Below are 23,993 nucleotides of genomic sequence, written 5' to 3'. Positions count from 1 at the left end.
TTGTCGTTGCCATGACATATCGTCAAGGTATGGGACACGTCATGCGCATGTGTGGCCGTTAACAGCCCCTCACGCCCCGGCGGCGGGCGCCGCGTAGGTGTGCATCAGCGCCGTCCGCCCGTCCGCCGTCGTCCAGTCGGACTCCGCGGTGCCGACGCGGCGCCAGCCACGGCGCTCGTAGAACGCGATCGCGGCCCTGCCACCGTCCTCGACCTCCAGCACGAGCCTCAGCCCGCGCGCCACCGCCGACGCTCGCGCCGCGTCGAGCAGCGCTCCGGCCACGCCCCGCCGACGGGCTTGCGAGGTGACGAACAGCCGTGCCACCGACGCCGACTGACCGGCTGCCGCACACGTGATCGCCACATGCCCGAACACCTCAGGACCGGCCACCGCCACCCAGGCCTCGAGCAGCCCGTCCGGGGTGAGCCAGCGTCCCGGATCGGCGGGCCAGTTCACCGGGTAGGCGTCGGTGCGGTGCACGGCGGAAAGCGCCTCGACACAGGCGGGCATGTCGTCGTCGCGGCGGGGCCGGACCCGCACCTCCGTCATCGCATCAGTCATCACATCAGCCATCGCAGGATCGTCGCACGACACGGCGGGGCGGCCGGGGAAAGATCCCCGGCCGCCCCGCCGTCCGTGCGGGCTCTACTCGGCGTCCTCGTCGGCGAGGATCAGGTAGAGCTTCTTGCGGGCCTCGTTGACCACCGCGAGAGCCTTGTCGCGCTGCTCCGGCGTGCCGGTGGCCCACACCTGGCGGAAGGCGTCGACAAGACCGCCACCCGCCTTGCGGATCTCGTGCAGGCTGTCCCAGTCGACGCCGCGCCCTGCCTCTTCCCACGGGGCCTCGGGCCCCGCTTCGGCCTCGGTGCGGCCGGCGTCGGTGAGGGTGAAGAGCTTCTTGCCCCCCTCGGTCACGCTGCTGATCAGTCCTTCGTCCTCGAGCAGCTGCAGCGTCGGGTAGACCGAGCCGGGGCTCGGCTTCCACGCGCCGCCGCTGCGCTCGGCGATCTCCTGGATGATCTCGTAGCCGTGCCGCGGCTGGTCCTTCAGCAGAGCCAGGATCGACGCGCGCACGTCGCCGCGCCGCGCCCTCCCCCGGTGTCCACCCCTTCCGCCGCGCCCTGGCCCCCAGCCGGGACCCGGTCCGGGTCCCCAGGGGCCGCCGCCACCGAAGGGCGGTCCGAACGGGCCGAAGGCCGCCCGGCGCTCGTCGCGTCCGCCGCGGCCGTGGTGGCCGGGCCCGCGCTGTCCGTGTCCTTCTCCTTGGAATCGCATGATGATGTTCCTTTCACGGTTTGATCGATCGCGATGCCTCAACGATATATCGCTAACTATCGGATGACAAGCCCCCTCCGACACGGAAACAGGTTCTTCCGGCTGTCGGTGCCCTCCCCTGGAGTCGCCCGCGTGACTGAGCCCTCCTACCTCGCCGCGGTCCGGGAGTCGTACGACACCGTCGCCGCCGACTACGCACAACTCGTCAAGCCCCCGGCGGAGTTGGATCCGTTGTCACGCGCGATGCCGGCCGCGTTCGCCGAATCCGTGCGGGCGGCCGGCCTCGGGCCGGTCGCAGACCTGGGATGCGGGCCCGGCAACGTCACGGCGCATCTGGCAGACCTGGGGGTGCCCGTATCCGGCATCGACCTGTCCCCCAAGATGATCGAGCTGGCCCGCCGGGCCTACCCGGGTCTGAACTTCACCGTGGGCTCGATGACCGCTCCGGCGATCCGGGACAACGCGCTCGGCGGCATCCTGGCCTACCACTCCACCCACCACACACCGCCGGAACTGCTGCCCGTCGTGTTCGCCGAATTCCATCGCACGCTCGCGCCCGGCGGCCTCCTGATGCTGGCCGGCCCCCGTGGGCGACGACGAGCACCTGCGTCCGACGCAGGCGTACGGCGGCCATCCGGTGTCCTACGAGTCCCACCTGCTGCCGGCGGATCGGATCGCCGGGCTGCTGGACCGGGCCGGACTGGTGATCACCTCGCGGCTGGTGCAGGAGCCGGCCGAAGGAAAGAAGAGGACGATCGCCACCTTCCTGGCCCGGAAACCCGAACGCCCGTTGACGTCATAGCCGACCGACAGGACACTTCCGGGCCACCGCCTCAAAAGTGGCTCTGGTCCGCGCATGCGTCCTGCCTAGGCTCACAGGCATGCGCATCCGAATCGTCGACGCCTTCACCGACCGGCCCTTCGCGGGCAACCCCGCCGGAGTCCTCGTCCTGGACTCGCCCCGCTTCCCCGACGACCGCTGGCTCCAGCAGGTCGCCGCCGAGGTTAACCACGCCGAGACCGCGTTCCTGGCGCCGCTGCCGGACGACCCGGACGCCGACTGGGCGCTGCGCTGGTTCGCCCCGACGACCGAGGTCAGGCTCTGCGGCCACGCCACCCTCGCCGCCGCGCACATCGTGGGCGCCCCGGCACGTTTCCGTACGCTGCACAGCGGCGTCCTCACCGCGGCGGCGGTCGCGGGCGGCGCCATCACCCTGGACTTCCCGACGGCCCCGCTCACCCGGACCGCCGTCCCCGCGGACATCGCCCCGGCCATCGGCGCCGAGCCGCTCTCCGTGCACGGGACCGGCGAGAACGTCGGTGACCTGCTGGTCGAGGTGGCCGACGAGGAGACCGTACGGGCCCTGGAGCCGGACATGGCGGCGGTCGCCGGGCTCGCCTCCCGGCGCGGCCTGATCGTGACGGCCCCCGCCGAGGACCCCGCACGCGGCTACGACTTCGTGTCCCGCTGCTTCTTCCCCAACCAGGGCATTCCCGAGGACCCGGTCACCGGCAGCGCCCACACCGCCCTCGCGCCCTTCTGGTCGGCCCGCCTCGGCCGCGAGGACCTCACCGGGCTCCAGGCCTCGGCCCGCACAGGACTCGTGCGCACCGCGCTGCGCGGTGACCGCGTGCTGCTCACCGGCACAGCGGTCACCGTGATCGACGGCGAGCTGCACGCGTAGCGCGTACGCCCGAAGCGCCACGCCCCACGCCCCACGCCCTACGCCGTCGGCAGCCAGCCGACCTTGCCCGCGAGCAGCGCGTACCCCACGAAGGCCACGATGTCGATCAGCGAGTGGGCCGCCACCAGCGGCCCCACCCGCCCCCAGCGCCGGTAGAGCAGGACGAAGGCCACGCCCATCGCCATGTTGCCGAGCAGCCCGCCGATGCCCTGGTACAGGTGGTACGAGCCGCGCAGCACCGCGCTCGCGGCCAGCGCGGCGGCCGGCGTCCAGCCCAGCTGGCCGAGCCGGCGCAGCAGGTAGCCGACGACGATCACTTCCTCGAGGACGGCGTTCTGCACGGCCGAGAGGATCAGCACGGGGAGTTTCCACCACACGTCGGGCAGCGACTCCGGCACGACGGTCAGGTTCGCGCCCGCCGCGCGTACCGCCAGGTAGAACGCCAGCCCGGTGCCGCCGATCGCCGCCGCGACACACACCCCGAGGCCCAGGTCCCGGCGCGGCCTGCGCAGGTCGAATCCGATGGCCCGCAGGCCGCTGCCCTCCCGGGTCAGCAGATGCGCGACCAGCGCGACCGGGACCAGCGCGGAGGCGATGCCGAAGAGCTGCCAGGCGAGATCGAGCCAGGGCCGGCCGGGTGCCTGCGAGGAGACGAGGGTGGCGGCCTGGTTCTTGAGCGCTCCGGGTCTGGTGATCGAACCAACAAAACTGATCAGCGCGGCGAGCGCGCTCGCGCCGAGCGACAGGGCGAGCACCAGCAGCGTCTCGCTGCGCAGGGTGCGGGGTTCGAGCGGAGCACCGGTCCCGACTGACTCTCCGTGCACATAAACCTCCATTTTCGCCATCCTGCCTCATGCCGGATCCCGCACCACTAAGGTCTCGAAAAAACGTACGAAGAACGCGGAAATCGCGCATGCCTTCCTGGGGGAAGCACCATGGGACGTCACCGAGTCCCCGTTGATTCGACCATGACCGACGCGCCCGGTTCACGCCGGGCCCGCCGCCGCACGGTCGGGATCGCCGCCATGCTCGTACTGGCCATGGGCGCCGGGACGTTCGCCGCCGTGCGCAGCGGCCTTCTCCCCTTCGGCGGCACGTGCCGCGACGGCACCGTACGGCTTCGGGTCGTCGCGGCGCCGGACATCGCGCCCACCCTGACGCTGCTGGCCGCCCGGGCCCGCCGCGACGCCGTCAAGTCGGACGGCCAGTGCCTCGATGTGAAGGTCACCGCTCGGGCCGCCTCCGAGGTCTCCGCGTCGCTGGGGGCCGGCAGCTCCGACAGCTCGGACTTCGAGGTGTGGATCCCCGATTCCGGCGCCTGGATCGGCCTCGCCGACGCCGGCCAGGAAAGTACGCAGGTCACAGACATCGGCAACATCGCCTCGTCCCCGGTCGTGATGGGCGCGCTGCAGGCGCAGGCGAAGCGGCTCGGCTGGCCGAAAAAGACCTATACCTGGGCCGGGCTCACCGCGTCCGCCGCGGAGGCGAACCTGCGGCTCGGCGCCGCGGACCCGGCCCGCAGCGCCACCGGACTGCTCGCGCTCGCCATGGTGAACGCCTCCATCGCCAGGGAGGGCGGGGACACCGACACCCGTACCGCCACCGTCGCCAAGCTACTGGCCCAGCACACCGCGCCCGCCGACGAGGCGGTCATGGCGACGCTGCCGGGCGACTCCACGAAGGGCGAGGCGGACAACCCGCAGCGCGTCCAGGCGCTCCTCCTGTCCGAGCAGGCCGCGTACGAGCACAACACCACCGACGGCAACGCGCCGGACCTCGACCTCTTCTACCCCAAGGACGGCACCACGGTCCTGGACTACCCGTACACCCTGGTCGACCCGGACGGCGCGAGCACGGAGGTCGAGCGGGGCGCCACGCGTTTCCTGGCACTGCTCCAGAGCTCGGGCGGCATGCGGCAGCTGGCCGCGCACGGGTTCCGTCCCCCGGAGGGCGACCCGGTGGCCACGGTGCTGGCCAAGGCCGGCGGCCGGACGCCGCAGCCGGTGGACGAACGGGCCGCCGACCTGCCCGCGACGGCGGATCTGAGGCGGGTGCGCACGCTCTGGCGGATCACCGTGCAGAACGCCCGGCTGATCACCGTCGTGGACGCCTCCTTCTCCATGGCCCAGACCGTGCCCGGCTCCGGCGGCCAGTCGCGGATGGAGGTCACCAAGGCCTCACTGCTGCAGGCCCTGTCGCAGTTCACCGAGGACGACGAGATCGGCCTGTACGAGTTCGCCGCCAAGCTCGACGGCAGCCGCGACTACAAGGAGCTGGTCCCCGCCGGCCGGCTCGGCGACAGCACACCGAAGGGCGCCACCCAGCGTTCCCGGCTGACCTCGGCCTTCGGCTCCCTCCAGCCGGTGCCGGACGGGGCGACCGGCCTGTACGACTCGGCGCTGGCGATCTATCAGAACGCCCTCAAGTCCTACGAGGCGAACGAGTTCAACGCGGTCGTCATCCTCACCGACGGCGCCAACCAGGACCCCGGAAGCATCTCACTGGGCGCCCTCACCGCCGAGCTCAAGAAGCTCGCCGACCCCCAGCGCCCCGTCCCGCTGATCGCCATCGCCATCGGCCCCGACGCCGACAAGGCCGCGTGCGACCGCATCGCGAAGGCCACGGGCGGCGCCGCCTACCGGGTCAACGACCCCGCCGAGATCCACGCCGTGCTCCTCAAGGCCGTGGTGGCCGCCGCCTCCGGAGCGACCGCGTCCTGAGGGCCCGCACCGCTAATCGGGCCACTCGTGGACCGGGACACCGGAGTGCATCAACTCGCAGTAGCGCAGGGTCATCGCGGCCAGTGCCCGCTGCCGGTCCGGGCCGCGCCCCAACTCGCGGTGGAAGGCGTCCCGCTGCCAGCGCGCCCCGTTGGTACGGCGGCTGCAGCGCCCCTCGATGATGCCCAGGTAGTGGTCCCGGTCCACCGGGTCGATGCCCCAGGCGTCGAGCCCGGCGGCGGCCAGCGGCAGCAGTTCGTCGCGCACCAGGTCGACGGCGGCGACCTCGGCGAGGGAACCGCCCCGGGCGCCCTTGGGCCAGCGCAGCACGGCGTCGATGCCGTCGCGGCACGCGGTGTCGAAGTTCGCCTCGGCGACGGCGAACGGCAGCCGGCCCCAGACCGGGCGCTGCGCCTCGGCCAGGGCCCGTACCAGGCCGTAGTAGAAGGCCGCGTTGGCGATCACGTCGGCCACCGTGGGCCCGGCGGGCATCACCCGGTTCTCGACGCGCAGATGCGGCACGCCGTCCACGACCGCGTAGACGGGCCGGTTCCAGCGGTAGACGGTGCCGTTGTGCAGCGTGAGCTCCTTCAGGCTCGGCACCCCGCCCTCGTCGAGCACCCGCAGCGGATCCTCGTCCTCGCAGATCGGCAGCAGGGACGGGAAGTACCGTACGTTCTCCTCGAACAGGTCGTACGGGCCGTTGATCCAGCGCTCGCCGAACCAGGTGATCGGGCGTACGCCCTGTACCCGCAGCTCTTCCGGGCGGGTGTCGGTGGCCTGCAGGAACAGCGGTATCCGGGTCTCGCTCCACAGCTCGCGGCCGAACAGGAACGGGGAGTTGGCCCCCATCGCGATCTGCGGCGCGACGGCGACCTGCGCGGCGTTCCACACCGCCGCGAAGCGGGCCGGGGTGACCTGCAGGTGCATCTGCATCGAGGTGCAGGCGGCCTCGGGGGCGATGGAGGCCGAGGTGGTGGTGAGCCGCTCGACGCCGGCGATGTCGAGGCTGATGTCCTCGCCCCGGGCGGCGAGTATGCGGTCGTTGAGCATCATGTAGCGGTCGGCGCGGGAGAGGTTGGCGGACACCATGTCCTGGGCGCCCAGCGTCGGCAGGATGCCGACCATGACGATATGCGCGCCGACCTCGCGGGATTTGCGATCGGCATATCCCAATCCAATACGCAGCTCCTCGGCCAGCCGGTCCAGGACCCGGCCCCCGAGCCGGTGCGGAGCGATATTGACTTCAATATTGAACTGTGCCAGCTCGGTCTGAAAATCGCGGCTCGCGATGCGCTCCAGCACCTCCTCGTTCATCATGCGCGGCAGCCCATCGGAATCCGTGAGATTCAGCTCGATCTCCAGACCCATGAGATTACGCGGGCGGTCGAACCGCTTCTCTTCCAGGAGCCGCTCCAGCCCCATGAGGCACTGCCGCAGCTTCCGGCGGTAGCGCAGGCGGTCGGACAGGTCGAACCCTGTGGCCACGACCTTTTCCCCCATGAGGCGTCCCTCCTCGAATGGTCGGTGATCGGATGATGCCCATCCTTAAGATCGATAACGCCCCGCGCGGGCCCCGCAGCCGCTATGCTGACTCAGGGTGTTACGCGGGCACATTCCGTTGGCAACACGCGACGGCCGTGCGGTGGCCCCGGCTCGTGAAAAACACCGACGAGAATCAGCCATCCGCAGTAGCCCGGGAAGCCCTGATGAGGCGTGGGCAATACACCGTAAATGCGGAGTAATTAGCTGGCGAGGACGGCGGAATAGCCCCTTGCCCGTAATCCCGAAGACGGCTAGACGAAACACTGCGCGAACACACTTCGTATAAACTCCGCTCACAAGGCAGAGACTCCGCGACCCGCCGGAAGCGCCCCGCAGGCGTCCGGCCGTGGGAAGGGATCCGCATGCCACAGCCGATTCCGCGCGCCCCCGCCCCCACTGGCACTCAGTGCCGGGTCCGCTGCCCCCTGCCCTGGTCGCAACGCTGACAGTGCCGTCCGCACCCGCCGAGCACCATCGTGTCTCCCGATGAGAGGCCGCCCACCATGCCGCTGCAGGTCCCACCAGCCCCCGCTCCCGCTCTGCGGAGCGTCCTTGCCGCTCTGAGCTCACCCACCGCCGTCCGTGAGGCCCGCACGCCGTCGCTGCGCTCCTCCGCCGGACCGCTCGTAGCCGAGCACCCGCTGCCCGTCCATGTCCTGGAGCCCCCGAGCCCGGCGGCCGGAGCGGTCGCCGGGCGGGGACTGCCAGGTGCCCGGCTCACCGGCTGGCGCTTCCACATCCGGGCGGGCGAGAGGGTCGCCGCGGCGGGCGAGACGGTCCGCACCGCGGACGGCTGGACCTTCTCGCACTTCTGCGAGGGCCCGTATCTGATGTCCACCGAGCGCGCGCTGCGGCAGGCCGACGCCCTCGCGGCCGCCTACCAGCCGCATCTGCTGTCGGTGCCGGGGCTGTACATGCTGACCCTGTGGCTGCACAGCGACGCCACGGCCGACGCTGCCTCCGCGCAGCCCGCCGCGGCCGACCTGCTGATTCCACTGGCCCCGGCGCCACCCGGCATCGCCGCGCACCGCATGCACCGCCTGTCGGACCTGGTCCCGGTCCTCACCCACCGGCTGGCCCCAGCCCCGCTGCTGGGGACACTCGCCTGACGGGACCCTCAGGGCGGCAAAGCGGACACCCTCGTGACCTTACGGTCACGGGGGTGTTGCTTTGTGCGAGCAACCGCCCGCTCGGGTGAATGCGTCCCCAACTAACAAGAAAAGCTCACACGAAATGCCTGCGGAATCACGTGACTAGAGCAACACTGGACCCGACCGACTTGAAACGGGGGCGCGGTCATGACCCAGGTACCTACCCCATCCGGCCGTACGTCACACCTACAGCAGCGAAAGACGCCGTCAATGTGCCAGCACCAGACCCAGTGCCCGTCCGCCGACAGCCCCGACCGGGACGCCGCCCAGGTAGTGGCCCACCACCCGGAGCAGGGCTGGAGCCTGCTGTGCAACGGCGTCCTGCTCTTCGAGGACACCGGCGAACTCCTGCCCAACGGGCAGATCATCGCACCGCACCGGCCGCTGGGGATCGAGCTCATCGTGACGGCCGCCTGACACCGCCCGACGTGACACCGGGCAGGCCCCGCCCCAACTGAGCGGCGGGGCCTGCCCGTACGCCTGTGCCCTACGCGTCGTACTCGTCCAACGGCGGGCACGAGCACACCAGGTTGCGGTCGCCGTAGGCCCCGTCGATCCGCCGCACCGGCGGCCAGTACTTGTCCGCCGCCGAGACCCCGGCCGGGAACGCCGCCTCGTCACGGGTGTACGCGTGCGCCCAGTCACCGCCCAACACCGCCGCCGTGTGCGGGGCGTTGCGCAGCGGGTTGTCATCCGCCGGCCACTCGCCCGAGCCGACCCGCTCGATCTCCGCGCGGATCGCGATCATCGCCTCGCAGAAGCGGTCCAGCTCCGCCAGGTCCTCGCTTTCCGTCGGCTCGATCATCAGCGTCCCGGCCACCGGGAACGACATCGTCGGCGCGTGGAAGCCGTAGTCGATCAGGCGCTTGGCGACATCGTCGACCGTCACGCCCGTCTCCTTGGTCAGCGGCCGCAGGTCGATGATGCACTCGTGCGCCACCAGCCCGCCCGGCCCCGTGTACAGCACCGGGTAGTGCGGCTCGAGGCGCTTGGCCACGTAGTTGGCGCCCAGCACCGCCACCTGCGTCGCGGCCTTCAGCCCCTCCGCGCCCATGAGCCGTACGTACGCCCAGGAGATCGGCAGAATGCCCGCCGAGCCCCACGGCGCCGCCGAGACCGGGCCGACACCGGTCGCCGGGCCGGCCTCGGGCTGCAGCGGGTGGTTGGGCAGATACGGGGCCAGGTGGGCGCGGACCGCGACCGGGCCGACACCGGGGCCGCCGCCGCCGTGCGGGATGCAGAAGGTCTTGTGCAGGTTCAGGTGCGACACGTCGCCGCCGAAGTGGCCCGGCTTGGCAAGCCCCACCAGGGCGTTGAGGTTCGCGCCGTCCACGTAGACCTGGCCGCCGGCGTCGTGCACGGCCGCGCAGATGTCACCGATGTGCTCCTCGAACACGCCGTGCGTGGACGGGTAGGTGACCATGAGCACGGCCAGTTCGTCCGCGTACTGTTCGATCTTGGCGTGCAGGTCGGCGATCTCGACCTCGCCGTCGTCGCTGGTCTTCACGACCACGACCTTCATGCCGGCCATCACCGCGCTCGCGGCGTTGGTGCCGTGCGCGGAGGACGGGATGAGGCAGACGGTGCGCTGCGTGTCACCGTTGGCCCGGTGGTACGCGCGGACCGCGAGCAGGCCCGCGAGCTCGCCCTGGGAACCGGCGTTGGGCTGGAGGCTGACCTTGTCGTAGCCGGTGACCTCCGCGAGCTGGTCCTCCAGCTGACGGATGAGGGTCAGATAGCCCTGCGCCTGCTCGGCCGGCGCGAAGGGGTGCAGCGCGCCGAACTCGGGCCAGGTGACCGGCTCCATCTCGGTCGTGGCGTTGAGCTTCATCGTGCACGAGCCGAGCGGGATCATGCCCCGGTCCAGCGCGTAGTCACGGTCGGCGAGGCGGCGCAGGTAGCGCAGCATCGCGGTCTCGGAGCGGTGCTGCGCGAAGACCGGGTGCGTGAGGTAGTCGTCGGTGCGCAGCAGAGCGCCGGGGACGGCGTCCTCGGTGGCCGCGTCCAGTTCCTCGACCTCGCCCGCGACACCGAACGCGCCCCAGACCGCGGCCAGCTGCTCACGGCCCGTGGTCTCGTCGCAGGCGATGCCGACCAGGTCGGCGTCCGTCTGCCGCAGGTTGACCCCGGCCGTGCGGGCGGCGGCCACCACCTCGGCGGCCCGGCCCGGCACGCGGGCGGTGACCGTGTCGAAGAAGGTGTCCGTGGTGACCTCCACGCCGCCCGCGCGCAAGCCCGCGGCGAGGATCGCGGCGTAGCGGTGGGTGCGCCGAGCGATGCCCTTCAGCCCGTCCGGGCCGTGGTAGACCGCGTACATCCCTGCCATGACGGCGAGCAGCACCTGCGCGGTGCAGATGTTGCTGGTGGCCTTCTCGCGGCGGATGTGCTGTTCGCGGGTCTGCAGGGCCAGCCGGTACGCCTTGTTGCCGTCCGCGTCGACCGACACGCCGACCAGGCGGCCGGGCAGGCTGCGGGCGAACTGCGCGCGCACCGCCATGTATCCGGCGTGCGGTCCGCCGAAGCCCATCGGGACGCCGAAGCGCTGGGTGGTGCCCACCGCGATGTCCGCGCCCAGCTCGCCGGGCGAGGCCAGCAGGGTCAGCGCCAGCAGGTCGGCGGAGACCGTGACGATCGCGCCGAGACCGTGGGCCTGCTCGATCAGCGGCTTCAGGTCGCGTACGGCGCCGGAGGCGCCCGGGTACTGCAGCAGGACACCGAAGACACCGCGCTCGGCGATCTCCGCCGGGATCCCGGCGGAGAGGTCGGCCACGACCACCTCGACGCCGGTCGGTTCGGCGCGGGTCCGGATCACCGCCGTGGTCTGCGGGAAGGTGTCGGCGTCGACCAGGAACACGCCGTCCTTGACCTTGCCCACCCGGCGGGCCAGCGCCATCGCCTCGGCGGCGGCCGTGCTCTCGTCCAGCAGGGACGCGCCGGAGGTCGGCAGCCCGGTGAGGTCGGCGACCACCGTCTGGAAGTTCAGCAGCGCCTCCAGGCGGCCCTGCGAGATCTCCGGCTGGTAGGGCGTGTACGCCGTGTACCAGGCCGGGTTCTCCATGACGTTGCGCAGGATCACCGGCGGCGTGAAGGTGCCGTAGTAGCCGAGGCCGATCATCGGGTGCAGCACCTGGTTGCGGTCCGCGAGCGAGCGCAGCTCGGCCAGTACGTCGGCCTCGGTGCGGGCGGCCGGCAGCCTCAGTGCCTCGGCGCTCTTGATGGCGTCCGGCACCGCGGCGGCGGTCAGCTCGTCCAGCGAGCCGTAGCCGACCTGGGCCAGCATCTTCGCCTGCGCGGGCGCGTCGGGGCCGATGTGGCGGTCGGCGAAGGGAATGCCGCGCTCCAGCTCGGAGAGCGGGATTCGGTTGGCGGTCATCTGCGGAGGCCTCCTGGTCTGACGCGCTGGTCTGACTCCATTGGGCCTCCCCCTCTGTCATCTGAACCTGAGAGCTTCACCGTCCCGCGTTGAATCCACGGAACGGCTTTCACCGTCGGTGAGGCAGCACCCGGGGCGACGCTGCCCTCGGACCCTTCCTGCTTTCCAGAGTGACCTCACCCGTGCGGTACGGATGCCTGAGAGATTCCGGGGAGGATTTGCTCCTTCGGCGCCCGGCTGACCTGCGCTACCGGGACTCTCCCGCATGGGGTCTGCGGCCGCTGCCAGCCTACCAGCGCGACTCCTGACGCCGACATGTGACAGAAGGTGTCTTTCATGACTAAATAGGAACAATCACGATCAGTTGGAGGAACCGTGCAGACCGGTATCGATCCGCGCAGCCTCATCGGCCGCAGGGCCTTCGACATCAACGGAGTCAAGATCGGCACCGTCGACGAGGTCTACCTCGACGACGCCACCGGCGAGCCCGAATGGGCCGCCGTCCGCACAGGGCTCTTCAGCCGTGACGCCTTCGTCCCCCTGGAGCCCAGCGCCTTCGTCGAGGACCACCTGGTCGTCCCCTTCGACAAGGCCCTCATCAAGGACGCCCCCGACTTCGGCGTCGGCCGCCACCTCTCCCCCGAGCAGGAGCTCCAGCTCTACCACCACTACGGCCTGGAACTCCCGCCCGCGGGCCCCCGGCCCGACCACGACTTCGGCAAACTGGCGACCGAGGACTGACCTCTCCCCGACGGCAGCCGGCACCTACACCAGCGGCAACGGATCCGACGGCTCCAGCTCCGGATCCTCCACCGCGAAGGTCCGTACCCGCCCCGGCACCAACGACGACGGTTCCTCGAACCGCACCGTCACCCGCCCCACCCCGCTCCCCTGCACCCACCCGGCCCCGTACTCCGTATGCCGCACGTCCTGGCCGGGCATCCAGCGCCGCGCGGGAGCGACCGGCTCCTCCTCCGCCACCACCGGCTCGGCGCCGTCGACCGGCTCGTCCGTGAGGACGGAACCCGCCGCCTGCGCGAACAGATCCTCCTGGGTGAAGTCCGCGAGCCCCGCCACGCCCACGCCCAGCAGCCGGACCCCACCCGTCGTGTCGACGGCCTCGATCAGCCGGCCCGCCGTCTCCCGCACCACCGCCGGGTCGTCCGTCGGCCCCGGCAGCGTCTCGGACCGCGTCAGCGTGCTGAAGTCGTACCGACGGACCTTGATCACCACCGTCCGCCCGGACCGCCCCGCGCCCCGCAGCCGTTTCACGCACCGGTCGGCCAGCCGGTCGAGCTCGGTCCGCACCCGGACCCGGTCCGTCAGGTCCACGTCGAAGGTGTCCTCGACCGAGATCGACTTGCTCTCCCTCTCCGCGACCACCGGCCGGTCGTCCAGCCCCGACGCCATCGCATGGAGCGACGCGCCGTGTGCCTTGCCCAGCAGCCGTACGAGCTCTGCCTCCCCCATGTGCCGCACCTCCACGATCGTGCCGATCCCGGCCCGCCGCAGGTGCTCGGCCGTGGCCGGACCGACGCCCGGCAGCGTGCGCACCGGCATGGGATCGAGCAGCTCGCGCTCGGTGCCGGGCTCTACCACGACCAGCCCGTCCGGTTTGGCCTGCTCCGAGGCGATCTTGGCGATGAGCTTCGACGCCGCGAGCCCCACCGATGCCGTGAGCCCCGTGGCCGCCCTGATGTCCGCCCGCAGCTTCTCCCCGACGCCCCGCGGATCGTCCCCGATGCCGCCCGCCTCCAGGTCGACGAAGGCCTCGTCCAGGCTCAGCGGCTCCACCAGCGGGGACAGCTCCCCCAGCAGCCCCATCACCACATCGCTGACCTGCCGGTAGAGCCCGAAGCGCGGGATCAGGTACGCGGCGTTCGGGCACAGGCGCCGCGCATGCGCCATGGCCATCGCCGAGTGCACCCCGTGCACACGGGCCTCGTAGGAGGCCGTGGCGACCACCCCGCGCGGGCCGAGGCCGCCGACGACCACCGGCTTCCCCCGCAGGCTCGGCTTGGACGCCTGCTCGACGGCAGCGAAGAACGCGTCCATGTCGAGGTGCAGGATCGTCGGCGCGCTTCTCACACCACCGATGCTGCCCTATGCCACCGACAATCGCCGTACACCAGTACGGTACGGGGCATGTCGCGCCATCCCGCGGGCTATCCCGCGCGGTTGCGCCGCCTCGCCAGCTCATCGGCGGGATTGTGCCCGGCCAGGGTCTCGCCGGTGTCGACCCGCTCGCCGTGCAGCTGGGCGAGCGTGCTCTCCACATCGCGCCAGACCACACCGACAGCGATCCCGAAGATCCCCTGCCCGCCCTGGAGCAGCGAGACCACCTCGTCGGGGGACGAGCACTCGTACACCGTGGCGCCGTCGCTCATCAGCGTCATCCGGGCCAGCTCGGCGGGCCCGCAGGAGCGCAGGTGCTGGACGGCGTTGCGGATGTTCTGCAGGGACACACCCGTGTCGAGCAGCCGCTTTACGATCTTGAGGACGACCACGTCCCGGAAGCTGTACAGCCGCTGCGTGCCCGATCCGTACGCGGGCCGGATGCTCGGCTCGACGAGCCCGGTTCGGGCCCAGTAATCCAGTTGGCGGTAGGTGATGCCGGTGGCCGCGCAGGCCGTGGGCCCGCGGTAGCCGATGGTCTCGGAAGTCCCGGAGGTCTCGGAGGCGGCCTCAGGGGCGTGCGCGGAGGGCTCACCGCCGCCCCCGCCCGCCGCCATGGCGGAGTGCCGGGCCAGGGCCCCACGCAGCGGATACGGGCCGCCCGCGGCCATTCCGTCGCCGGTGCTGATCACGCCGACCTCCGTCCCTTCTCGTCCCTGCGGGCACGTGCACGTGCCATCGGGACTTTCCTTCTCGACGGTAGGCAGTCACTCCGGGTGCGTCAACGATCGCCACGCTCGGCACGCCGAGTGATATCCACCCCAAGAGTGGTTTCGCGTGTCCACAGGAGGGGTAAGGCTGGCTGAATGGCCGCAAGCCGGACAGCGGCGGCGAGATTTTACTGGCTGCTGCTGCCGAAGTCCTCGGGCGAGATCTGGTCGAGGAACTCGCGGAACTTCTCGACCTCGTCCTCCTGCTCGTCCGGGATGGCGATCCCCGCGTCGTCCAGCACGCCGTCACTCCCGTAGATCGGCGTACCGGTGCGCAGCGCCAGCGCTATGGCGTCGGAGGGACGGGCGCTGACCTCGACACCGCTGGCGAACACCAGCTCGGCGTAGAAGACTCCCTCGCGCAGATCCGTGATGCGGACCTCGGCCAGAGTCTGGCCGACGGCCTCCAGCACATCCTTGAACAGATCATGGGTAAGCGGCCGCGCAGGCGTCATTCCCTGCTGCGCGAAAGCGATGGCAGTGGCCTCACCGGGCCCGATCCAGATGGGCAGGTAACGGTCGCCCCCCACCTCGCGCAGGAGCACGATTGGCTGATTGGAGGGCATTTCGACCCGGACACCCACGACATCGAGCTCGTTCACACAGCAACCCTAGGACTTGCCCGGCCGGTTTGGGTAGTCGGGGAGGAACCCACCGGTTCCGGCGGGGCCCTCGGAGGCGTCAGAAAAGCCGCACGCGCACCGCCGACTGGACCAGTGCCGCGTGCAGCCGCACCGACAGCGCGGCCAGTTCCCGGGCGGTGCTCTCGGCGTGCGCCCTGGTCTGCGGGTTGCGATGACGGCGCAAGGGGGCGACCACCTGTTCGACCAGCCCGGCCTCGCGCTCCGCCGCGGCCTTGACGGCCCGCAGATGGCGCGGCTCCAGACCGAAGCGGCCGAGGTCGGCGACGATTTTGGCGATGTTCACCGATTCGGCGTCATAGTCGCCGTCCGGGCCCGCTTCCACCAGTCCGTACGACTCCCACTGCGCCAGCTCCTCCTCGTCCGCCCCGGTGGCCGCGATGAGCTCCGTCCGGCCGATCCGCAGCCCGGGCGCCTCCGGCTCCGCGGGGCCGTCCAGGAGGTCACGGGCCGGCTGGTCGGCAGGCGCGGGCAGTGGAATCGGTTCGCCCCGGTCCAGGGCGTCCAGGTGCTCGCGGATGACCTTCAGCGGGAGGTAATGGTCGCGCTGCATGCGCAGGACGTGTCCGAGCCGCTCGACATCCCGGACCGCGAATTTCCGGTACCCGGAAGGGGTCCGCTGCGGCTCCACCAGGCCCTCCGCCTCCAGGAAACGGATCTTGGAGATGGTGACCTCGGGGAATTCGTCACGCAGCTGGTTGAGCACCGCCCCGATGCTCAGCAGCCTGCCGTCCGCTGCGGCGGTGCCGTTCCCGGCACCGCCCGACGGTGTACGCAGCATGGACCTTCCCTAGCGGCTCAGGTGGGTCAGATACCCCGCTGGCTCGCGTAGAAGACCAGCCGGTACTTGCCGATCTGTACCTCGTCGCCATTGGCCAGCGGCACCGAGTCGATCCGCTCCCGGTTGACGTACGTGCCGTTCAGGCTGCCGACATCGGCGACCGTGAAGCCGCCGTCCGGCTCGCGCCGGAAGTCCACATGCCGCCGCGAGACGGTCACGTCGTCCAGGAAGATGTCGCTCTCCGGGTGACGGCCGGCCGTGGTCAGCTCTCCGTCCAGCAGGAAGCGGCTGCCCGAGTTCGGACCGCGCCGGACGATCAGCAGCGCCGAGCCCGGTGGGAGCGCGTCCACCGCGGCTTGCGCCTCGGCGGACAGCGACGGGATCACGGTCTGGCCGGTGACCTCCGCCTCGTACGCCTCAAGGCCGGAAATGGAGATCGTCGACGTGGTCTCCGACGCCCTCTCGTACGGGGCTCCCCCGCGCAGCGGCGCGCCGCAATTGGAGCAGAAGCGGCTCGCCTCGGCATTGCGGTTCCCGCACCTCGTACAGACCGGCAAGGACCCTCCACCCGCACTTGAGGTTGATGGTGACTCGAAACCTATGCGCCCGGACGCGGCAGGGTCAACAGAAGCCACGCCAGGACCACCCGAAATGTCTCCGCCGGGTCCGGCGGGCTCATTGCGGAACAGCGGGCGTTCGTCGCCCGTACCGTCCTCCTGCGCATGCCGCGGAGCACGGTGACGCGCTGTGGCGGCCTCACGCTCCTGCCGTGCGCTCTTTCCGAACAACTTTCCGAACAACTTCACGGGCGATTCCCCTTGAACGAAACAGACCCGCCCGTGGGGCAGGACGAACCCTCAGTCACGGCCAACAACACAGTTTCCCTCACACACCACCCGCAACGGGCGGCGACCCCCCGCTTTCTCATGCCCTCCCCCGGGTGCGCCCACTCGTCCAGCTCTCACTGGGATGACGACTGAGCGTAGTCAGGCGCCTTCGACGGTCGCAAGGCATCCACAACGATCTTCTGCGAGCGTGCCACATCCGCCGTGGCCTGCTCCTTCTCCAAAGTCTGCACCACTCCGCCGGGGATGTTCAGCGCCGGCTCCAGGTCCTGTGGATTACCGATGACTTTGAAGCGGTACGGCTGCGAGATCTTCTTCCCGTCGATCTCCACCGAGCTGCCGCTCTGCGTGAAGTACGTGTCGGCGACCACCCGCTCATCATTGATCTGGATGGCCTCCGCACCCGCCGCCCGCAGCTCCTGGAGCGTGTCCAGCAGCGTGTCGGACTCCACGGTGCCCTTCGGGTCGCTGATCGTCAGCGTGATCCCCGGACCCTGCGCGGCGACGGTACCGGCCAGCACAGCCAGCTGCTGGGCCTTCTGCTCGGTCTGCCTGCGGGCCTCCTCGGCCTGGTCCGAGCTGTTCTCCAGCTCCGTCCGCTGGTTCTCCAGGCCCCGCTTCTCGTCCTCCAGCCGCTGCGTACGGTTGTCCAGCTCGTCCAGGATCCGCACCAGGTCCTCCTGGCGCGCCCCGCGCAGCGCGCTGCTGTCGCTGGTGGAGCGGACCTGGATGGCCAGGCCCAGACCGAGCACGAAGAGCAGCAGCGCCACGATCAGCTGCGCCCGGGACGCCCGAGGGGGCCACAGACCGGCCTTCAGCCGCTGCCGGCCGGTTGAAGCCGCTGGGGCCGGGGCCGGCGGCAGGGCCAGTGGCTCGTTGCCCTTGTCATCGCGGCCCCCGTCATCGCGGCCCTTGTCATCGCGGCCCTTGTCATCGCTGTCATCGCTCATCGTGCCGTCACGCCCGGAAGACATGGCGGCGGATGGCCGCCGCGTTGGAGAAGATCCGGATGCCGAGGACGACCACCACGCCGGTGGACAGCTGTGAGCCGACCCCGAGCTTGTCGCCCAGGAAGACGATCAGCGCCGCGACCACGACGTTGGAGAGGAAGGACACGACGAAGACCTTGTCGTCGAAGATCCCGTCGAGCATCGCCCGCAGTCCGCCGAACACGGCGTCCAGCGCCGCGACCACGGCGATCGGGAGATAAGGCTCGACCACCGTAGGTACCACCGGGCGGACCACAAGGCCCACCACGACTCCTACGACGAGGCCCAGTACGGCGATCAATTCGTGCCCTTCCCTGTTTCGGCTGCGCTCTGCCCGGCGCTCGGGACCGGGCTCGCGGATCGGACGATCAGACTCGGGGCCGCCGGCAGTTCTAGCCTGCTCTCGGCCGAGATGCTCGCCCGGATCCCGTAGTTCTCCTCCAGGACGTGCAGATACTGCCCGTCGTCGCTGTCCTGGAACGCGGTGCTCAGCCGCCGCCCGTCCCCGATCGCCAGCACCGTGTACGGCGGCGCCAGCGGTTTGTTGTCGACCAGTATGGCGTCACCCGCGGCGCGGATCGCCGACAGGGCCGTCAGCCGCTGGCCGTTGACGGAGATCGCCTCGGCGCCCGAGGACCACAGCCCGTTCACGACCCGCTGCATGTCACGGTCCCGGACGCGTCCGGTGTCCGAGAAGTCGCTGCTGGTACGCGGATTGCTGCCGCCGCCCGAAGTGGCTTCCTTCGCATCGTCCACCACCAGCTTGACGCCGGGACCGGTCACCGCGGTTGCGCCCGCCAGCAGCGAAACCCGCTCGGCACCCGGGACGCCCTGGTCCTTCAGCGCCTCACGCTGCCGCGCGCCCACGTCGTCGCGCAGCTTGTCCACGCTCTTCTGCAGCCCGTCCGCCGCGGCGGTCTCCGACTCGATGCGGTCGATCAGCTTCTGCCGTTCCTTGGCCAGCGTCGGCGCCGCCACCTGCGCCTGCGCGCCGCCCAGCGTGACCACCACGGCGGCCAGCACGAGGCCCACGGCCAGGGTCAGCTTCCCGCGCGGCGTACGCGGCATGCGCGAGGTCCCGGTCTCGCCGCGGCGGCCCGCCGCCTCCGCGTAACCGTCGTCGAGGCTGTGCTCCATGACGTTGGTCAGCAGTGACATGGAGGCATCAGGACGCCGCAGCGGGGCCTTGCGGCTCGCGCTGCTCCGATCGGGGTGCTCCTGCGGCATGACGCACATCGTCGCACGTCGGCGGCGCCACACTCGAACGGCCCCCTCCCGGCGCGCCGTTGCGCGTCGGGAGGGGGCCGTCCCTTCGGTCAGCGGCCGGCGCTGTCCACGATCGCCGACCATTCGTCCAGCAACGCCTGCGCCGAGGCGTCGTCCGGCCCCTCGGCCCACAGATGCGTCACCGCCTCCGCCGGGTCCGGCAGCACCATCACCCAGCGGCCGTCGGCCTCCACGACCCGTACGCCGTCCGTGGTGTCCACCGACCGGTCGCCGGCCTCCTCGACCACCCGGCGCATCACCAGGCCCTTGACGGCCCACGGCGTCGCCAGGTCCCGCTTGAGGACATGGGCGTCCGGGATCCGCGCGTCGATCTGGCTGAGCGTGAGCTGCGTACGCGCCACCAGGCCGATCAGCCGTACGAAGGCCGCCGAACCGTCGAACACGCTGCTGAACTCGGGGACGATGAAGCCGCCCTTGCCGTCACCGCCGAAGATCGTCGACTCGGACCTGCCGACCCGGGTCAGATCGTCCGGCGACGTGGTCGTCCACTCCACCTGAGTGCCGTGGTACGCCGCCACCTGCTCGGCGATCCGCGTCGTGGTCACCGGCAGCGCCACCCGCCCGCTGCGGCGCTCGGCCGCCACCAGGTCCAGCAGCACCAGCAGCGCCCGGTCGTCCTCGATGATCCGGCCCCGCTCGTCCACCAGCGACAACCGCTCGCCGACCGGGTCGAACCGCACCCCGAAGGCCGCCCGCGACGACGACACGATCTCACCGAGCCGCACCAGCCCGGCCCGGCGGCTGTCGGCCGTCTCCGTGGGCCGGGACTCGTCCAGCCCGGGATTGATCGTCAGCGCGTCCACCCCGAGCCGGCCCAGCAGGCTGGGCAGCACCAGGCCCGCGCTGCCGTTCGCCGCGTCCACGACCACCTTCATACCGGAATCCGCGATCCCGGAGGTGTCCACAGCCCTCAGCAGCGCCCCGGTGTACGAGTCGAACACGCTCGCCGGGAAGTGCAGATCACCGATCTCCCCGGGGAACGCCCGCCGGTACTCCTGGCGCGCGTACACCCGGTCGAGCTTGCGCTGGCCGTTCGCCGACAGATCCGCGCCACGCTCGTCGAAGAACATGATGTCGACCGAGTCCGGCGTCCCCGGCGTCGTACGGATCATGATGCCGCCGGCGCTGCCGCGCGCGGTCTGCTGGCGTGCCACCGGCATCGGCACGTTCTCCAGGTCGCGGACGTCGATGGCGCTGGTCTGCAGCGCCGAGATGACCGCCCGCTTCAGCGCCCGCGCGCCCCGGGAATGGTCGCGGGCCGTGGTCACGGTCGCGCCCTTCTTCAGGGTCGTCGCGTACGCGCCCGCGAGGCGCACGGCGAGCTCGGGCGTGATCTCGACGTTGATGATCCCGGACACACCACGGGCACCGAACAGATGTGCCTGCCCCCGGGACTCCCAGATGACGGACGTATTGACGAAGGCGCCCGCCTCGATGGTCTTGAACGGATACACCCGGACATTGCCCGCGATGATCGACTCCTCGCCGATCAGGCACTCGTCACCGATGACCGCTCCGTCGTCGATCCGGGCCGCCCGCATGACATCGGTGTTCTTTCCGATGACGCAGCCGCGCAGATTGGTCTGCTGCCCGACATAGACGTTGTCGTGCACGACGGCCTTGTGGAGAAAAGCCCCGGTTTTGACGACGACATTCGACCCGATGACCGAGTGCTCGCGGATCTCGGCGCCGGCCTCGACCTTGGCGTAGTCCCCGATGAACAGCGGGCCGCGCAGTATCGCGTCGGGGTGCACCTCCGCGCCCTCCGCCACCCACACGCCGGGCGAGATCTCGAAGCCCTCGATATCGACGTCGACCTTGCCCTCCAGGACGTCCGCCTGGGCCTTGAGATAGCTCTCGTGGGTGCCCACGTCCTCCCAGTAGCCCTCCGCGATGAAGCCGTAGATCGGCTTCCCTTCCTTCATGAGCTGCGGGAACACATCGCCCGACCAGTCCACCGGCACATCCGGCTCGACGTAGTCGAATACCTCGGGCTCCATGACGTAGATGCCCGTGTTGACGGTGTCGGAGAACACCTGGCCCCAGGTCGGCTTCTCCAGGAAGCGTTCGACCTTGCCGTGCTCGTCCACGATGGTGATACCGAATTCCAGCGGATTCGGTACCCGGGTCAGGCAGACCGTGACCAGGCCGCCCTTCTCCTTGTGGAAATTGATCAGCTCAGTGAGGTCGAAGTCGGTCAGCGCATCGCCGGAGATCACCAGGAACGAGTCGTCCTTGAGTGCCTCCTCGGCGTTCTTGACGCTTCCCGCTGTTCCCAGCGGCTTCTCCTCATTCGCGTAGGTGAGATCCATGCCGAGCTCCTCGCCATCGCCAAAGTAGTTCTTGACGAGAGAGGCGAGGAACTGCACAGTCACCACGGTCTCGGTGAGACCATGGCGCTTGAGCAGAGTCAGCACGTGCTGCATGATCGGCTGGTTCACCACCGGCAGCAACGGCTTGGGCATGCTTGAGGTCATCGGGCGGAGGCGGGTGCCTTCGCCTCCGGCCATCACGACGGCCTTCATGTCGGAAGCGTCCTCCTCGAAGAGACGACTGTCTTGCCGACCTCACCCGTCAACGTCCACCCGGACCATCGTCTGTCGCTTGGACCGCTGGGCTCGCTGCGGGCACCTCGGTCGGCCGGTCCCAGGACTACCGGGGGCGCACAGGCTCAATCAGCCATGGCATCCGCCCTGACGAGCCGGCGAACCTGGACCACATAGAGGATCCCTGCCCACCAGTACAGAGTTGTACCCCATCCTGCGAATGCCCATCCGAAAATAGCAGCGAGCGTACTGAGCCACCCGTTGCCGTCACTCAGAAGGAGCAGCGGAAACGCGTACATGAGGTTGAAGGTCGCAGCCTTCCCCATGAAGTTGACCTGCGGCGGACCATAGCCATGCCTGCGCAGGACCAGGATCATCACCCCCAGCACGGCCTCACGGGCCAGCAGCAGCCCCGTGATCCACCAGGGCAGAATCTCCCGCCACGTGAGGCCCACAAGCGTCGACAGGATGTAGAGGCGATCCGCCGCCGGGTCCAGGATTCGCCCCAGACTGCTGACCTGATTCCACCGGCGCGCGAGCTTGCCGTCCAGGTAGTCACTGATACCGCTCAGCATCAGTACGAGCAGTGCCCATCCGTCAGCCTTCGACTGCCCGAACTCCGGGCGCAGGATCAGCCACAGAAACACCGGCACGCCGACGAGACGCGCCATGCTCAGGATGTTGGGGATCGTCATGATCCGATCCGTCTGCACCCGTGTCTCCTGGACCTCCACCGGGGCCCCTCCTGTGTGTGTACCTGCGGATTCTGTCGATGCCACCTGGACCCTACCCCAGGCAGCAAAAAGGCCTTGCCCCGGATCCAGGATCCGGGGCAAGGCCCTATGAAGAATTGTTCGGCGGCGTCCTACTCTCCCACAGGGTCCCCCCTGCAGTACCATCGGCGCTGAAAGGCTTAGCTTCCGGGTTCGGAATGTAACCGGGCGTTTCCCTAACGCAATGACCACCGAAACACTATGAAGACAACTGAACCGGAACAACACAGTTCGTTACTTCAGAACTACACAGTGGACGCGAGCAACTGAGGACAAGCCCTCGGCCTATTAGTACCGGTCAGCTCCACCCCTTACAGGGCTTCCACATCCGGCCTATCAACCCAGTCGTCTACTGGGAGCCTTAACCCCTCAAAGGGGGTGGGAATACTCATCTCGAAGCAGGCTTCCCGCTTAGATGCTTTCAGCGGTTATCCCTCCCGAACGTAGCCAACCAGCCATGCCCTTGGCAGGACAACTGGCACACCAGAGGTTCGTCCGTCCCGGTCCTCTCGTACTAGGGACAGCCCTTCTCAATATTCCTACGCGCACAGCGGATAGGGACCGAACTGTCTCACGACGTTCTAAACCCAGCTCGCGTACCGCTTTAATGGGCGAACAGCCCAACCCTTGGGACCGACTCCAGCCCCAGGATGCGACGAGCCGACATCGAGGTGCCAAACCATCCCGTCGATATGGACTCTTGGGGAAGATCAGCCTGTTATCCCCGGGGTACCTTTTATCCGTTGAGCGACGGCGCTTCCACAAGCCACCGCCGGATCACTAGTCCCGACTTTCGTCCCTGCTCGACCCGTCAGTCTCACAGTCAAGCTCCCTTGTGCACTTACACTCAACACCTGATTGCCAACCAGGCTGAGGGAACCTTTGGGCGCCTCCGTTACTCTTTAGGAGGCAACCGCCCCAGTTAAACTACCCACCAGACACTGTCCCTGATCCGGATCACGGACCGAGGTTAGACATCCAGCACGACCAGAGTGGTATTTCAACGACGACTCCACCACGGCTGGCGCCATAGCTTCACAGTCTCCCACCTATCCTACACAAGCCGAACCGAACACCAATATCAAGCTATAGTAAAGGTCCCGGGGTCTTTCCGTCCTGCTGCGCGAAACGAGCATCTTTACTCGTAGTGCAATTTCACCGGGCCTATGGTTGAGACAGTCGAGAAGTCGTTACGCCATTCGTGCAGGTCGGAACTTACCCGACAAGGAATTTCGCTACCTTAGGATGGTTATAGTTACCACCGCCGTTTACTGGCGCTTAAGTTCTCAGCTTCGCCACACCGAAATGTGACTAACCGGTCCCCTTAACGTTCCAGCACCGGGCAGGCGTCAGTCCGTATACATCGCCTTACGGCTTCGCACGGACCTGTGTTTTTAGTAAACAGTCGCTTCTCGCTGGTCTCTGCGGCCACCCCCAGCTCAAGCAGCAAGTGCTATCACCAGTGATGGCCCCCTTCTCCCGAAGTTACGGGGGCAT

20 protein-coding genes, 2 rRNA genes, 1 pseudogene and 1 riboswitch (1 of these 24 only partly in view) are annotated in these 23,993 nt (G+C 69.5%); of the genes and pseudogenes, 6 read left to right on the top strand and 17 right to left on the bottom strand.

Annotated elements, in window-relative coordinates; all coding sequences use genetic code 11:
• Positions 1–69: 69 nt before the first annotated feature.
• Positions 70–573, bottom strand: coding sequence for a GNAT family N-acetyltransferase (locus OG607_RS40865; protein WP_405734694.1), 504 nt, complete (start codon positions 571–573; stop codon positions 70–72).
• A gap of 72 nt (positions 574–645) precedes the next feature.
• Positions 646–1,275, bottom strand: coding sequence for a PadR family transcriptional regulator (locus tag OG607_RS40860; RefSeq protein WP_405734692.1), 630 nt, complete (start codon positions 1,273–1,275; stop codon positions 646–648).
• 132 nt (positions 1,276–1,407) lie between these two features.
• Here OG607_RS40860 and OG607_RS40855 point away from each other — a divergent pair.
• Both OG607_RS40855 and OG607_RS40850 read left to right on the top strand, forming a co-directional pair.
• Positions 1,408–2,077, top strand: a pseudogene (locus OG607_RS40855) (class I SAM-dependent DNA methyltransferase).
• A 79-nt stretch (positions 2,078–2,156) separates the two neighbouring features.
• Positions 2,157–2,960, top strand: coding sequence for a PhzF family phenazine biosynthesis protein (locus tag OG607_RS40850; RefSeq protein ID WP_405734690.1), 804 nt, complete (start codon positions 2,157–2,159; stop codon positions 2,958–2,960).
• 38 nt (positions 2,961–2,998) lie between these two features.
• Here OG607_RS40850 and OG607_RS40845 read toward each other — a convergent pair whose 3' ends face one another.
• Positions 2,999–3,796, bottom strand: a complete 798-nt coding sequence (locus OG607_RS40845) for a CPBP family intramembrane glutamic endopeptidase (protein ID WP_405734688.1) — start codon at positions 3,794–3,796, stop codon at positions 2,999–3,001.
• A gap of 132 nt (positions 3,797–3,928) precedes the next feature.
• Here OG607_RS40845 and OG607_RS40840 point away from each other — a divergent pair, with 132 nt between their 5' ends.
• Positions 3,929–5,680 carry a VWA domain-containing protein gene (locus OG607_RS40840; protein ID WP_405734686.1) on the top strand — a complete coding sequence of 584 codons (1,752 nt, stop codon included), beginning with the start codon at positions 3,929–3,931 and terminating at the stop codon, positions 5,678–5,680.
• A 12-nt stretch (positions 5,681–5,692) separates the two neighbouring features.
• On the opposite strand, the gene OG607_RS40835 is transcribed toward OG607_RS40840, so the two are convergent.
• Positions 5,693–7,183, bottom strand: coding sequence for a glutamate--cysteine ligase (locus OG607_RS40835; protein WP_405734684.1), 1,491 nt, complete (start codon positions 7,181–7,183; stop codon positions 5,693–5,695).
• Between the two features lie 545 nt (positions 7,184–7,728).
• On the opposite strand from OG607_RS40835, the gene OG607_RS40830 reads away from it, so the two are divergent.
• Positions 7,729–8,334 (top strand): hypothetical protein, encoded by a 606-nt coding sequence (locus OG607_RS40830; protein ID WP_405734682.1) that lies wholly within the window; start codon positions 7,729–7,731, stop codon positions 8,332–8,334.
• Positions 8,335–8,586: 252 nt separating this feature from the next.
• Positions 8,587–8,793, top strand: coding sequence for a DUF5999 family protein (locus OG607_RS40825; protein ID WP_405734681.1), 207 nt, complete (start codon positions 8,587–8,589; stop codon positions 8,791–8,793).
• Positions 8,794–8,863: 70 nt separating this feature from the next.
• Here OG607_RS40825 and gcvP read toward each other — a convergent pair whose 3' ends face one another.
• A complete protein-coding gene (gcvP, locus tag OG607_RS40820) occupies positions 8,864–11,749 on the bottom strand; it encodes an aminomethyl-transferring glycine dehydrogenase (protein ID WP_405734679.1) in 2,886 nt (961 codons plus the stop codon).
• 175 nt (positions 11,750–11,924) lie between these two features.
• A riboswitch (glycine riboswitch) is annotated at positions 11,925–12,023 on the bottom strand.
• Between the two features lie 101 nt (positions 12,024–12,124).
• On the opposite strand from gcvP, the gene OG607_RS40815 reads away from it, so the two are divergent.
• Entirely contained in the window at positions 12,125–12,490 is a 366-nt protein-coding gene (locus OG607_RS40815; RefSeq protein ID WP_405734677.1) for a PRC-barrel domain-containing protein, read from the top strand.
• A 24-nt stretch (positions 12,491–12,514) separates the two neighbouring features.
• Here the strand turns inward: OG607_RS40815 and OG607_RS40810 are convergent, their stop codons facing one another.
• The 12 genes from OG607_RS40810 to OG607_RS40755 form a co-directional block, all read right to left on the bottom strand.
• Positions 12,515–13,837: a DNA polymerase IV gene (locus tag OG607_RS40810; protein ID WP_405734675.1), complete on the bottom strand. Its 1,323-nt coding sequence runs from the start codon at positions 13,835–13,837 to the stop codon at positions 12,515–12,517.
• Between the two features lie 77 nt (positions 13,838–13,914).
• Positions 13,915–14,556 carry a MerR family transcriptional regulator gene (locus OG607_RS40805; protein ID WP_405734673.1) on the bottom strand — a complete coding sequence of 214 codons (642 nt, stop codon included), beginning with the start codon at positions 14,554–14,556 and terminating at the stop codon, positions 13,915–13,917.
• Positions 14,557–14,762: 206 nt separating this feature from the next.
• Positions 14,763–15,236 carry a bifunctional nuclease family protein gene (locus tag OG607_RS40800; protein ID WP_405734671.1) on the bottom strand — a complete coding sequence of 158 codons (474 nt, stop codon included), beginning with the start codon at positions 15,234–15,236 and terminating at the stop codon, positions 14,763–14,765.
• A gap of 79 nt (positions 15,237–15,315) precedes the next feature.
• Positions 15,316–16,056: a MerR family transcriptional regulator gene (locus OG607_RS40795; protein WP_405734669.1), complete on the bottom strand. Its 741-nt coding sequence runs from the start codon at positions 16,054–16,056 to the stop codon at positions 15,316–15,318.
• Between the two features lie 26 nt (positions 16,057–16,082).
• Positions 16,083–16,904, bottom strand: coding sequence for an FHA domain-containing protein (locus tag OG607_RS40790; RefSeq protein WP_405737399.1), 822 nt, complete (start codon positions 16,902–16,904; stop codon positions 16,083–16,085).
• A 113-nt stretch (positions 16,905–17,017) separates the two neighbouring features.
• Complete coding sequence (locus OG607_RS40785; protein ID WP_405734667.1) at positions 17,018–17,875, bottom strand: DUF881 domain-containing protein; 858 nt, start codon at positions 17,873–17,875, stop codon at positions 17,018–17,020.
• On the bottom strand, positions 17,859–18,191 hold the full coding sequence (locus OG607_RS40780; protein WP_127360349.1) for a small basic family protein: 333 nt from the start codon (positions 18,189–18,191) through the stop codon (positions 17,859–17,861). Before OG607_RS40780 ends, OG607_RS40785 begins: the two co-directional genes overlap by 17 nt.
• The gene (locus tag OG607_RS40775; RefSeq protein ID WP_405734665.1) at positions 18,188–19,126 is read right to left on the bottom strand and encodes a DUF881 domain-containing protein; all 939 of its coding nucleotides are present in this window, start codon (positions 19,124–19,126) and stop codon (positions 18,188–18,190) included. The genes OG607_RS40780 and OG607_RS40775 overlap by 4 nt, the downstream gene beginning before the upstream one ends.
• Positions 19,127–19,206: 80 nt before the next feature.
• Complete coding sequence (locus OG607_RS40770; RefSeq protein WP_405734663.1) at positions 19,207–21,702, bottom strand: sugar phosphate nucleotidyltransferase; 2,496 nt, start codon at positions 21,700–21,702, stop codon at positions 19,207–19,209.
• A gap of 146 nt (positions 21,703–21,848) precedes the next feature.
• Positions 21,849–22,457, bottom strand: coding sequence for a CDP-alcohol phosphatidyltransferase family protein (locus OG607_RS40765; RefSeq protein ID WP_405734661.1), 609 nt, complete (start codon positions 22,455–22,457; stop codon positions 21,849–21,851).
• 118 nt (positions 22,458–22,575) lie between these two features.
• Positions 22,576–22,692: ribosomal RNA gene (gene rrf, locus OG607_RS40760) — 5S ribosomal RNA — on the bottom strand.
• Between the two features lie 72 nt (positions 22,693–22,764).
• Positions 22,765–23,993 (bottom strand): 23S ribosomal RNA (locus tag OG607_RS40755); it runs 1,895 nt beyond the window's last position.

This window comes from Streptomyces sp. NBC_01537, assembly GCF_045040445.1.
Taxonomy (GTDB): Bacteria; Actinomycetota; Actinomycetes; order Streptomycetales; family Streptomycetaceae; genus Actinacidiphila.
This window is presented reverse-complemented; position numbering and strand designations above follow the sequence as displayed.

Bases quoted from the DNA above. Each gene is read 5' to 3' on its own strand.
- OG607_RS40865 (WP_405734694.1), bottom strand. From the start codon at position 573: ATGGCTGATGTGATGACTGATGCGATGACGGAGGTGCGGGTCCGGCCC.
- OG607_RS40860 (WP_405734692.1), bottom strand. From the start codon at position 1,275: ATGCGATTCCAAGGAGAAGGACACGGACAGCGCGGGCCCGGCCACCAC.
- OG607_RS40850 (WP_405734690.1), top strand. From the start codon at position 2,157: ATGCGCATCCGAATCGTCGACGCCTTCACCGACCGGCCCTTCGCGGGC.
- OG607_RS40845 (WP_405734688.1), bottom strand. From the start codon at position 3,796: ATGGAGGTTTATGTGCACGGAGAGTCAGTCGGGACCGGTGCTCCGCTC.
- OG607_RS40840 (WP_405734686.1), top strand. From the start codon at position 3,929: ATGACCGACGCGCCCGGTTCACGCCGGGCCCGCCGCCGCACGGTCGGG.
- OG607_RS40835 (WP_405734684.1), bottom strand. From the start codon at position 7,183: ATGGGGGAAAAGGTCGTGGCCACAGGGTTCGACCTGTCCGACCGCCTG.
- OG607_RS40830 (WP_405734682.1), top strand. From the start codon at position 7,729: ATGCCGCTGCAGGTCCCACCAGCCCCCGCTCCCGCTCTGCGGAGCGTC.
- OG607_RS40825 (WP_405734681.1), top strand. From the start codon at position 8,587: ATGTGCCAGCACCAGACCCAGTGCCCGTCCGCCGACAGCCCCGACCGG.
- gcvP (WP_405734679.1), bottom strand. From the start codon at position 11,749: ATGACCGCCAACCGAATCCCGCTCTCCGAGCTGGAGCGCGGCATTCCC.
- OG607_RS40795 (WP_405734669.1), bottom strand. From the start codon at position 16,056: ATGCTGCGTACACCGTCGGGCGGTGCCGGGAACGGCACCGCCGCAGCG.
- OG607_RS40785 (WP_405734667.1), bottom strand. From the start codon at position 17,875: ATGTCTTCCGGGCGTGACGGCACGATGAGCGATGACAGCGATGACAAG.
- OG607_RS40775 (WP_405734665.1), bottom strand. From the start codon at position 19,126: ATGTGCGTCATGCCGCAGGAGCACCCCGATCGGAGCAGCGCGAGCCGC.
- OG607_RS40770 (WP_405734663.1), bottom strand. From the start codon at position 21,702: ATGAAGGCCGTCGTGATGGCCGGAGGCGAAGGCACCCGCCTCCGCCCG.